General features: G+C 69.3%; 12 protein-coding genes. 1 reads left to right on the top strand and 11 read right to left on the bottom strand.

Annotated elements, in window-relative coordinates; translation table 11 throughout:
* Nucleotides 1–46 precede the first annotated feature (46 nt).
* From J7495_RS10740 to hisG, 6 genes are all read right to left on the bottom strand, one after another.
* The gene (locus J7495_RS10740; protein ID WP_294056492.1) at nt 47–2275 is read right to left on the bottom strand and encodes a sodium-translocating pyrophosphatase; all 2229 of its coding nucleotides are present in this window, start codon (nt 2273–2275) and stop codon (nt 47–49) included.
* 116 nt (nt 2276–2391) lie between these two features.
* Entirely contained in the window at nt 2392–3192 is an 801-nt protein-coding gene (gene thiL / locus J7495_RS10735) for a thiamine-phosphate kinase (RefSeq protein ID WP_294056491.1), read from the bottom strand.
* A gap of 214 nt (nt 3193–3406) precedes the next feature.
* Nucleotides 3407–3718: a hypothetical protein gene (locus tag J7495_RS10730; RefSeq protein WP_294056490.1), complete on the bottom strand. Its 312-nt coding sequence runs from the start codon at nt 3716–3718 to the stop codon at nt 3407–3409.
* A 226-nt stretch (nt 3719–3944) separates the two neighbouring features.
* Complete coding sequence (gene nusB, locus J7495_RS10725) at nt 3945–4409, bottom strand: transcription antitermination factor NusB (protein ID WP_294056489.1); 465 nt, start codon at nt 4407–4409, stop codon at nt 3945–3947.
* A gap of 52 nt (nt 4410–4461) precedes the next feature.
* Entirely contained in the window at nt 4462–5751 is a 1290-nt protein-coding gene (gene hisD, locus J7495_RS10720; protein ID WP_294056488.1) for a histidinol dehydrogenase, read from the bottom strand.
* On the bottom strand, nt 5748–6407 hold the full coding sequence (hisG, locus tag J7495_RS10715; RefSeq protein ID WP_294056487.1) for an ATP phosphoribosyltransferase: 660 nt from the start codon (nt 6405–6407) through the stop codon (nt 5748–5750). The genes hisD and hisG overlap by 4 nt, the downstream gene beginning before the upstream one ends.
* A 65-nt stretch (nt 6408–6472) precedes the next feature.
* On the opposite strand from hisG, the gene J7495_RS10710 reads away from it, so the two are divergent.
* Nucleotides 6473–7528 carry a DUF2332 domain-containing protein gene (locus tag J7495_RS10710; RefSeq protein ID WP_294056486.1) on the top strand — a complete coding sequence of 352 codons (1056 nt, stop codon included), beginning with the start codon at nt 6473–6475 and terminating at the stop codon, nt 7526–7528.
* Between the two features lie 178 nt (nt 7529–7706).
* On the opposite strand, the gene J7495_RS10705 is transcribed toward J7495_RS10710, so the two are convergent.
* The 5 genes from J7495_RS10705 to J7495_RS10685 form a co-directional block, all read right to left on the bottom strand.
* Entirely contained in the window at nt 7707–8612 is a 906-nt protein-coding gene (locus tag J7495_RS10705; RefSeq protein WP_294056485.1) for an alpha/beta hydrolase, read from the bottom strand.
* 136 nt (nt 8613–8748) lie between these two features.
* Nucleotides 8749–9657: a pirin family protein gene (locus tag J7495_RS10700; RefSeq protein ID WP_294056484.1), complete on the bottom strand. Its 909-nt coding sequence runs from the start codon at nt 9655–9657 to the stop codon at nt 8749–8751.
* Entirely contained in the window at nt 9654–10109 is a 456-nt protein-coding gene (locus tag J7495_RS10695; RefSeq protein ID WP_294056483.1) for an NUDIX domain-containing protein, read from the bottom strand. The genes J7495_RS10700 and J7495_RS10695 overlap by 4 nt, the downstream gene beginning before the upstream one ends.
* Nucleotides 10106–10813: a glutathione S-transferase gene (locus tag J7495_RS10690; RefSeq protein ID WP_294056482.1), complete on the bottom strand. Its 708-nt coding sequence runs from the start codon at nt 10811–10813 to the stop codon at nt 10106–10108. The genes J7495_RS10695 and J7495_RS10690 overlap by 4 nt, the downstream gene beginning before the upstream one ends.
* Nucleotides 10813–11100 carry a BolA family protein gene (locus J7495_RS10685; RefSeq protein WP_294056481.1) on the bottom strand — a complete coding sequence of 96 codons (288 nt, stop codon included), beginning with the start codon at nt 11098–11100 and terminating at the stop codon, nt 10813–10815. Before J7495_RS10685 ends, J7495_RS10690 begins: the two co-directional genes overlap by 1 nt.
* Between the last annotated feature and the right edge of the window lie 18 nt (nt 11101–11118).

The following is an 11118-nucleotide window of genomic DNA, read 5'->3' as shown; positions in this document are numbered from 1 at the left end:
CCGGGGGGAGAGCGGCGGCCCTGGTTCCGCGCGAGGCGGCCGGCGGTCAGCCCGCCGCGTTCGCGGCGAGCGCTGCAAGCAGCAGCAGCGCGACGATGTTGGTGATCTTGATCATCGGGTTCACCGCCGGGCCCGCCGTATCCTTGTACGGGTCGCCCACCGTGTCGCCGGTGACCGCGGCCTTATGGGCTTCCGAGCCCTTGCCGCCGAAGTTGCCGTCCTCGATATACTTCTTGGCATTGTCCCAGGCGCCGCCGCCCGAGGTCATCGAGATGGCGACGAACAGCCCCGAGACGATCACGCCGAGCAGCAGCGCGCCGACCGCGGCGAAGCCCTGCGCCTGGCCATAGGCTTCCGGCGAGGTGTAATGGCCGATGTCCGCCGGCGCGAAGGTTGCGGCGACGAACGAGATCGCGAAATAGACCACGATCGGCGCCAGCACCGGCAGCAGCGAAGGGACGATCATCTCCTTGATCGCCGCCTTGGTGACGATGTCCACGGTGTGGCCATAGTCAGGCTTGCTGGTGCCTTCCATGATGCCGGGGTTGTTCCGGAACTGGTTACGGACGTCCTCGACCACTGCCCCCGCCGCACGGCCCACGGCGGTCATGCCGAAGGCGCCGAACAGATAGGGCAGCAGCGCGCCGAGGAGGAGGCCCACGACGACATAGGGGCTCGACAGGCTGAAGAGGCCCGCGTCGTTGCCGGCGTCGGGGAAGTACTTCTTCAGGTCGGTCGTATAGGCGCCGAACAGAACGAGCGCGGCGAGCGCGGCCGAGCCGATGGCATAGCCCTTGGTGACGGCCTTGGTGGTGTTGCCCACCGCGTCGAGCGCGTCGGTCTTCTTGCGGACCTCGTCCTCCAGCCCCGCCATCTCGGCGATGCCGCCGGCATTGTCGGTCACCGGGCCATAGGCGTCGAGCGCGACGACCATGCCCGCGAGCGCGAGCAGCGAGGTGGCGGCGAAGGCGATGCCGATGATCCCGGCGATGAGGTAGGTCGCGATCACCGCGACCACGATCACCAGCGTCGGCAGCGCGGTCGACTCGAGGCTGATCGCCAGGCCCTGGATGACGTTGGTGCCGTGCCCGGTGACCGAGGCCTTGGCGATCGACTTGACCGGGCGATATTGCGTGCCTGTGTAATATTCGGTGATCCAGACCAAGAGCCCGGTGACGACCAGGCCGATCATCATGCAGGCGAACAGCTGCCAGCCGGTGAAGGCCGGACCAACCGCCGCCGCCATGCCGATCTGCGCCTCGGGCGTCAGCGCGGTGTCGACCGCGGCCGGCGTGCCGCCGATCGTGGCGGAGAGGTCGCCGAGCGCGTAGCTCGTCGCCCACCAGATCGCCGGGACCGAGAGCACCGCGGTGACGATGAAGCCCTTGTAGAGCGCGCCCATGATCGACTGGCTCTTGCCCAGCCGCACGAAGTAGGTGCCGATGATCGAGGTGATCACGCACACGCCGCCGACGAGCAGCGGCAACGCCATCAGATGCAGCATCGTTTCGCTGCTCACGCCCTTCACCGACAGCGCGATCGACGCCATCGTGATGCCCAGCGTCACGACATAGGTCTCGAACAGATCGGCTGCCATGCCGGCGCAATCGCCGACATTGTCGCCGACGTTGTCGGCGATCACGGCGGGGTTGCGAGGATCGTCCTCGGGGATGCCGGCCTCGACCTTGCCGACCAGGTCGGCGCCGACGTCGGCGGCCTTGGTGAAGATACCGCCACCGAGGCGAGCGAAGATCGAGATCAGCGAGGCGCCGAAGGCAAGCGCCATGAGCGCCGCCGGGACCTCATGGTCGTTGGGGGCCAGGCCGCGGAAGCCGACGAGGAACCAGAAGAGCAGCGCGATCGAGAGCAGCCCCAGGCCCGCCACGAGCATGCCGGTGACGGCGCCCGAGCGGAAGGCGAGGGTGAGGCCGCCCTGGAGCGATCCGCGCGCAGCCTCGGCGGTGCGGACGTTGGCGCGCACCGAGATGTTCATGCCGACATAGCCCGCGACGCCCGACAGCACCGCGCCGATCAGGAAGGCGACGGTGGAGAGCAGTCCGAGCGTGAAGAACAGGATGACCGCGACGACGATGCCGACGATGGCGATGGTGCGGTACTGGCGGCCGAGATAGGCCTTGGCGCCTTCCTGGATGGCGGCGGCGATGCTTTGCATCTTCTCGTTTCCAGCCGGCGCTTTCAGGACCTGCAGGCTGGTCATTACGCCGTAGAGCACGGCGACGATGCCGCACGCTATGGCGATATAGACTATCGGCATGTGTTGAACCCTTCCCCTAGGTAATCTGATTGGATCTCCGCTCTTTCGGCGGCGTCCCGAATGTTTTCGGTGGGGAGGGTATAGAGGGGCTGCACAACAGCGCAAGCACCCGGCTCTCAGCCGTGCCGATAGCCCAGCGGGCCCGCGGGGGGAACGCCATCGACGAGCAGCGGCGCCGGGCCGGCGGGGAGCATCGTACCGATCCGCGCGGCGGCGACCGGCGGCGCGAAGCCGGGCGGTGAGGCGAAGAGCAGCGCATAGTCGTCGCCCCAGCTCGCCGCGGCGAGACGGCGGTCGGCGGGCAGAGCGGCGGGGAAGGGGATGGCGCCGAGCTCGATCGCGGCGGTGCAGCCGCTCGCCTCGGCCATGCGGCGCGCGTCGAGGAGCAGGCCGTCGGACACGTCCATCATCGCATGGACGTGCGCGGCGAGCGCCTGGCCCTCCGCGAGCAGTGGCGTCGGGCGGAGATAGGTCTCGTCGCGCTCGCCGCGCTTCGCCGCCTCGAAGCCGAGCATCGCTGCGCCGATCGTCCCGCAGACCCACAGCATATCGCCCGGCTTCGCGCCGCCGCGCACCGGCACGGGACCGGTCGCGCGCCCGATCGCGGTACAGCCGAAGGCGGCGGGGCCCGCGGGCTTGATCGTGTCCCCGCCGAGCAGCGCCACCTCGAAGCGCGTGAGCACGTCGCGCAGCCCCTCGACGAAGCGCTCGGCGCCTTCGGTAAGGCTCGCCCCGATCAGCACGCCGAGCGGCGCGGCGCCTTTCGACGCCAGATCGGAGAGATTCACCGCGACGAGCTTCCAGGCGATGTCGGCGGGATCGGTGCCGGGGAAGTAATGCACCCCCTCGGCGATCATGTCGTGGGTGAGGATCAGCGTCTCGCCGCCGAGGGCGAGGGTGGCGGCGTCGTCCTGCAACTCCGCCGCTCCAAGGGCCAAGGGGAGCGTGCGTAGGGCGGCGATGAATTCGGCTTCAGTCAGTGGCTTAGTGCTTCCGGCTCACGTTCAACGTTCGCCAGCACCCTTCGGTTCGAGGCGCTTCAAATTGAGATACAGAGCGCCCAGCACGGCGAAGCTCGCGACCGTTACGCACACCGCCACAATGAAAATGGTATTCGCCACGGCTAAACTCCTACCGATCCGCTTCGGCGAGCACTGCGTCGATCCGCGCAGCCTTATGCTCCCATTGAGCGGACTTTCGGTCAAACATGCTCGCTATTGTAGTGCCCCCCAGAAACAATAGCAACGTGAGGCCGGCCGTTCCGGCGACAAGCGGCGCGGCGGATGTGGTCAAGAGCAGGAGGGCCGTCGCGCCGAACAGCGATCCGCTGCCGAATTTTGCGATTTCTTCCGCCGTCTTGTGGGTGGCTCGGCACTGACGGGCGTAACGGAGATAGTCCAGCTTACTGTCGACAAGATCGAGCCTGGCGGCACGTCGCTCCACGGAATCGGGGTCTCCCTGCGCAATCAGCGCCTCTGCCTCTTGAGCGAGGCTCGGGGGTGGCGCGACGCGCGCGGATCGAAGAGGAAAAATCTTCCAACTCGCCTTCGGAGCGGCGCGGGGGGCTTGAGCCGGTACTTCTTGACGCTTCGCCGCTTCTAGTTGGGGGCTTGGGTCGGGCATGAGATACTCCGACTTGGGCTAACCCCGCGACGATAGCAGCTTGTCGTTATTTGTCACGAACCTGCTTCGCCACCGCATCCAGCAGCCCGTTGACGAACCCCTTCTCGCGCCGGTCGTAGAAAGCGTCGGTGACGTCGAGATACTCGCTGATCACCGCGCCCACCGGCACGTCGACGCGGGCGAGCAGCTCGTAGGTACCGGCGCGCAGGATCTGGCGCATCGGGCGGTCGAGCCGCTCGATCGTCCATTCGGCCGAAAGCTTCGAGGCGATCAGCGCGTCGATCTCGCTGCGGCGCGCGTCGACGCCTTTCACGACGTCGTCGAAGAAGGCGGCGTCGGCGTCGGCATATTCGACGTCCTCGATCGTCGCGCCCAGGCGGTGCTGGTGGAATTCGGTGAGCAGCACCAGGATCGGCGTGCCCTCCATCTCCTGCTGGTAGAGCGCCTGTACCGCCGCGAGACGCGACGCGGCACGGGCCTTAGAACGGGAACGGGCATGGGGGCTGGGCATGGTTTTCTCTTGTTAGACCGTCCGCCCCGGGCTGTCGAAGGGCGGACCGGATTTAGCGGTTCAAACGGATCGCGACCGACTTCGCATGCGCCGGCAGCCCCTCGGCCTCGGCAAGCGCCACTGCGGCGGGGCCGATCGCCGCCAGGCTGGCCGAGTCGAGGCTCAGGAAGCTGGTGCGCTTCATGAAGTCGAGCACCGACAGCCCCGAGGCGAAGCGCGCGCGGCGGCCGGTGGGGAGGACGTGGTTCGGCCCTGCGACATAGTCGCCGATCGCTTCGGGGGTATGCCGGCCGATGAATATGGATCCAGCATGGCGGACGCGCTCGAACAGTCCCTCGGCACGCTCGCACGCCAGCTCGAGATGCTCGGGCGCGAGCCGGTCGACCAGGGGCAGCGCCGCGTCGAGCGTCGGCACGAGGACGATCGCACCGTTCGCCTCCCAGCTCGCGCGCGCGGTCGCCTGCGTTGCGAGCTCGCCGAGCTGGCGCTCGACCGCGTCGGCCACCGCGTCGGCAAAGTCCGCATCGTCGGTGAACAGGATCGACTGGCTGGTCGGGTCGTGCTCGGCCTGACTCAGCAGGTCGGCGGCGATCCAGTCCGGGTCGTTGTGGCGATCGGCGACGACGACGATCTCGCTCGGCCCCGCGACCATGTCGATGCCGACCACGCCGTAGAGCTGGCGCTTGGCCTCGGCGACCCAGGCGTTGCCCGGGCCGGTAATCACGTCGACCGGTGCGATGCTCGACGTGCCGTAAGCGAGCGCGGCGATCGCCTGCGCGCCGCCGATCCGCCAGATCTCGTCGACGCCGCCGATGTGCGCGGCGGCGAGGACGAGCGGGTTGGTCTCGCCCCTGGGTGTGGGCGTAACCATCACCAGCCGCTCGACCCCCGCGGCCTTGGCGGGGATCGCGTTCATCAGCACCGAGCTCGGATAGGCGGCGCGCCCGCCGGGGACGTAGACGCCTGCCGCCTCCACCGCCCGCCAGCGCGCGCCGAGGCGGACGCCGGCGTCGTCGATCGCCTCGCTGTCCTCGGGCTTCTGTTTCACATGATAGGCCGCGATCCGCTCGGCCGCGAGCTCGAGCGCGTCGCGCAGCTTCGAGTCGAGGCTCTCGAACGCCGCGAGCGTCTCGGTGCGGTCGATCCGCCAGCCGGTGCCGTCGAGGTCGTGGCCATCGAAGCGCTTGGTCAGGTCGCGCAGCGCCGTGTCGCCTTCGTTGCGGACGCGCGAGATGATCGCGGCGACGTCGCGCGCGACATCCTCGTCGGCTTCGCGCCGCGCATTGACCAGCGCGTCGAAGGCCGGGCCGAAGTCGGGGGTCGAGGCGTCGAGGCGGATCATGCCGGCACCCTTTCCACCGCGCGGCGGAAGGCGTCGACCAGGGGCACGACCTCGGGCCGCGTCTTGAAGGCCGCGCGATTGACGACGAGCCGCGAGGTCACCTGCGAGATGACTTCGACCTCGACCAGGCCGTTCTCCTTGAGCGTCCGCCCCGAGGAGACCAAGTCGACGATCCGCGGCGCCAGGCCCAGCACCGGCGCCAGCTCCATCGCGCCGTTCAATTTGACGCACTCCGCCTGCACCCCGCGCGCCTCGAAATGGCGGCGCGTGACGTGCGGATACTTCGTCGCGATGCGGACGTGGCTCCAGCCGCGCGGATCGTCCTGCGCCGCCATGTCGGCGGGCTCGGCGACCGACAGGCGGCAATGGCCGATGCCCAGGTCGACCGGCGCGTAGAGCTCCGAATAGTCGAACTCGGCGAGCACGTCCGAGCCGACGATGCCGAGCTGCGCGGCGCCATGCGCGACGAAGGTCGCGACGTCGAAGGCGCGCACGCGGATCAGGTCGATCGCCGGATTGTCGGTGGTGAAGCGCAGCGCGCGGCTGCCTTCGTCGGCGAAGGCGGGCTCGGGCACGATTCCGACGCGCGCGAGCAAAGGCAGCGCCTCTTCGAGGATGCGCCCCTTGGGCACGGCGAGGATCAGCGGTTCGGCCATCGGCGGGGGGCTTTACTTGCGGGGACCCGCAGGCGCAACACGCCGCGCGAGCGGAGGTGGGACAGATGAGCGAAGCCGAAGTCAGAAGCGCATTCCAGAATCAGGTCGGCTATTGCCTCGCCAACGGCGCGCCGGTGACCGCGGCGGTGGTCGGCGGGGTGCTCGCCGGGCTCGACGGACCGGGCGAATTTCTCCGGCGGATCCGCGAATGGTGGGGGGCGCCGCTCGCCGACGCGTTGCCGCTGCGCGCGGCGGGCGGGATGCACGCGCTGGTCCAGCGAGGCGAGGCGCCGGCGCTCGAGCCGCTCTACCGCGGCGAGCCCGAGGCGATGGCGCAGGCGGACGCGCTGGTCGCCGAAGCGATCGCCGCGCACGATGCCGCGCTGCTCCCCTGGCTCGACGGGCCACCGCAGACCAACGAGGCGGGGCGTTCGGCCAATTACGTCGCCGCGATGCTGTGGCTGGCGGCGAAGGGCCTGCCGCCGCGCTGGGATTGCCTGGAGATCGGGTCGAGCGCGGGGATCAACCTGATGATCGACCGCTATCGCTACCGGCTCGGCGGCGTCGAGGTCGGGCCGGCCGAGTCGCCGATGCTGCTCGAGCCCGAATGGCGCGGCAGTCCGCCGCCCGCGGTGCCGGCGGGCTGGGGCTTCGCGGGCTTGCGCGGCTGCGACGTCGAGCCGATCGACCTGACCGATCCCAAGCGGCTGGCGCGCCTCAGGGCCTATGTCTGGCCCGAGGCGACGCAGCGCTTCCAGCGGCTGGAAGCGGCGGCGCGGCTGGCGTCGGAGCGTGCGCCCCTGCTGGTGAAGGCCGACGCCGCCGACTTCGTCGAGGCCGAACTCGCCCGGCCCCAGGCAGAGGGCACGACGCGCGTGCTGATGCACTCGATCGTCTGGCAATATGTCCCCGCCGCCAGCCAGGCGCGCGTCACCGCGGCGATGGAAGCGGCCGGCGCCGCCGCGACTCCGGAGCGGCCTCTCGCCTGGATCATGCTCGAAGCCAACCGCAACAACTTCCGCCACGAGCTGGTCGTCCGCCACTGGCCGGGCGACGGCGCGCCGCACCTGCTCGGCACCGCGCACGCGCATGGGGCGTGGGTGGAGTGGGCGGGGCGCTGATCTGCTCCGATACTCAGTCGTCATCCCGGCGAAAGCCGGGACCCAGGGCCACGAGCGATTGCCGGGTCGGCCATGCTCCCAGCATGGCCTGAACAGCGCGGGGCGCTGTTCACCCAGCAATCCTCTGCAACCCTGGGTCCCTGCTTTCGCCGGGATGACGGCTTAAAAGGGCGCGGCGCTAGGCCGTCCCTTCCCGCGCCGCCAACCACGCCCGCATCGCCGCATTGACCGCCTCGGGCTTCTCCCACGGCACGAAATGGCCGCCGTCCTCGATCTTCACGATCGTCAGGTCGGGCACGAGCTTGTCGAGCCCCTCCAGCTGCACCGGCAGCAGTGCCTTGTCGCGCATCCCCCAGATCACCAGCGTCGGCTGCGTCACCGGCGGGAAGGGCGCGTCGATCCAGGCGGGGCGTTCCACATGGCCCTCGGCGTCGGGCACGACGATCGTCGAGGCGCGGTACCAGTTGAGCATCGAGGTCATCGCGCCGGGATGGCCCCATTGCTCCATGTAGATCGCCTTTTCCTCGCCCGCGACCGCGCCGACCAGATGCTGGGTGAAGTTGCTCGCGAAGAAGCGCTCGAGCCCCGCGCCGACGAGGCCCTGGTCGATCGTCGTGTCGCGGAAGCGGCGGATGTACTGGCTCGACTTGCGCTGCTCGGGATCGTCGAGCAGCGTCTTCTGGAAGACGAGCGGATGTGGTGCGTTGACGATGATCAGCCGCTTGATCCGCCCCGGGTTCTGCAGCGCCGCCATCCAGGCGATCGCACCGCCCCAGTCATGCCCGACCAGGGTGAAGTCGCCGATGCCGAGATGGTCGGCGAGCGCGAGCAGGTCGCCCACCGGCTTGTCGGGGGTGTAGTTCGCCACCCCCTCGGGCCGCGACGAGTTCGCGAAGCCGCGCTGGTCGGGCACCACGACATAATGGTCGCGGGCGAATTCCTCGATCTGGAAGCGCCAGGTGCGATGCGATTCGGGGAAGCCGTGGAGGAAGACCAGCGGCGGGTTCGCGGGCGAGCCGGCGATGACGACGTCGAGCTCCACGCCGGTGGGCAGCGCGACCCGGGTCAGGGGAAAGCGGTCCATATCCTCTCCTTCTTTAGCCCCTCCCCTTCAGGGGAGGGGTTGGGGTGGGGCGTGTCCACGAATACCAACGCTGGTCTCGGTGAGACCCACAGGCCCCACCCCCAACCCCTCCCCTGAAGGGGAGGGGCTTTTTAGGTCACGGATAGCTCACCGTCCGGGGCACCTCGGGGATCGGGATGAATTCCTTGTCGTCGCCGGGCACCTTCGGGAAATTGCCTGCGGTCCAGTCGGCCTTGGCCTGGTTGATCCGCTCGCGGTCCGACGAGACGAAGTTCCACCAGACGAAGCGCGGGGTGAGGAACGCCTCGCCGCCGCACAGCATCACGCGACCGCCGCCGGCGCTGGTCACCTGTGTCGCGATGCCCGGGCGCAGGATGTAGAGCGTCTGCGGCGCCATCGGCATCCCGTCGAGCGTCGCGTCGCCATAGGCGAGGTACACCGCGCGCTCGTCGGCGTCCGATTCGATCGGCACCTTGCCGCCCGCGCCCAGCTCGATGTCGGCGTAGATCGTGCCGGCATAGGTCGTGGTCGGCGCCGTCGCGCCCCAGAGCGAGCCCATGATCACCCGCGCCCGCACGCCGGACGCCTCGACCACCGGCAGGTCCTGCGCGCCGACATGCTCGAACGCCGGGTCCATCTCCTCGTTGCGTTCGGGCAGCGCGATCCAGGTCTGGATGCCCGAGAGCTCGGGCCCCCTGGCGCGCTCGCCGGCGGGCGAGCGTTCCGAATGGACGATGCCGTTGCCCGCGGTCATCAGGTTGACCGCGCCCGGCTCGATCGTCGCGAAGGTGCCGATCGAATCGCGATGGTCGATCGCCCCGGCGAAGAGATAGGTCACCGTCGCGAGGTTGATGTGCGGATGCGGGCGCACGTCGATGCCCGTGCCGACCTCCAGATGCGCCGGGCCCATCTGGTCGAAGAAGATGAACGGCCCCACCATCGTCCGCGGGCGCGAGGGGAGCGTGCGGTGCACCTTGAACCCGCCCAGGTCGTGCGTGGTCGGCAGGATGGTCTGGATCACCAGCTCGTCGGTCACGTCGGTCATGCCACTGCCTCCAGGATCTGGACGATGTCTTCGGGGAAGATGGTCTCGGGCCAGTCGGCCAGCTCGTCGCGCGTGAACCAGTGCCAGCTGCGCATCAGCCGCTGCTCGAGCTCGGTATGGTTGGCCGGATCGATCGCGATGGTCTCCGCCTCGGCGCGGACGAGGAAATAGCGCTCGTCGGCGTGGACGCGGACGTTCTCGAGCGTGGTGAACTGGACGATGCTCCGGTGGACCTCCTCGCCGCACTCGAGCGTGAGGCCGGTCTCCTCATAGAGCTCGCGCCGCGCGGCCTCGGCGTAGCTTTCGCCCGGATCGATCGCGCCGCCGGGCGTCGCCCAGAAGGGCGGCCGGTCGGCGGGGGTGAAGCGGAACAGCAGCAGCCGCCCCAGCCCGTCGAGCAGCAGGATGCGCGCGGCGGGGCGCTGGGCGAGATCGGTCTCGGTGAGCGTCATTCGGCGTCGAGCTCGGGATAATGGCGGAAGATGCCGTTGGTGTTGAACGCGAGCCGGCGGCCGCTGTCCAGATAGGCGCGGATGCCGGGCAGCTGGACGACGCGGTCGCGGATCGCGGCCAGCTTGGGGTGATCTGGCTCGAGCGTCGCCATCCGCCGCGGGAACATGTAGCGCAGCCCCTCGACCAGCTGGAAGATCGACGTATCGGCATAGCTCCAGCGATCGCCCGCCACCCAGTCGCCGAGCACCGCGGCCTCGAGCCAGCCAAGGAACTTGGGCATCCGCTGCTCGCGGAATTCCCTGGCGAAGCGCGCCGCCTCGGGCTTCTGGTCGGTGTAATAGAGGTCCATGCCCACCGGATGATGGACCTGGTGCACTTCGGCGATCAGGTCGCTGATCGTCAGCTGGACCTGGTGGAGCCGCCGCCGCTCGGCGGGGTCCGACGGCGCGATGTCGTGGCGCGCGCCAAGATAGTCGAGGATCAGCGCGACCTGCGCGATCACTGCGCCGTTGGCGACGAGATAGGGGGGCGCGAAGGGCGCGTCCTGCCCGCGCGCGGCCATGTCGGCGATGAGCGCATCGTCGCCGTCGCTCGTCGCTTCGCGCGGCGGCTCGACATAGGCGATGCCCGCGGCTTCCATCGGCAGCCGCACGAACTCGCCCCGGCCCTGGATCCCCGTCCAATACCAGAGCTCGTACGCCATCACGCCTCTCCCGGCGCCCGCGCGCGGATCGCGAGCGCGTGGATGCGCTCGGCGAGCAGGTCGGCGAGCGCGTGGTTGACCATCCGCTGCCGCGCCACGCGCGACTGGCCTTCGAACGCCGCGCTCTCGACGATCACGGTGAAGTGCGATTCGCCGGTTCCGTCGTCGCCCCTATGCCCGGCGTGCTGCGCCGAATCGTTGATGACTTCGAGGTGCGACGGGTCGAGCGCGGCGGCGAGGCGGGTTGCGATCTCGCTCGCGACCGGGGCAGTGGCGGGGGCTTGCATCGCGCCTATATAGACGCG

Source organism: Sphingomonas sp. (assembly GCF_017745215.1).
In the GTDB taxonomy this organism is placed as follows: domain Bacteria; phylum Pseudomonadota; class Alphaproteobacteria; order Sphingomonadales; family Sphingomonadaceae; genus Sphingomonas.
The sequence above is the reverse complement of the archived record's forward strand: the minus strand, read 5'-3'. Positions and strand labels throughout refer to the sequence as shown.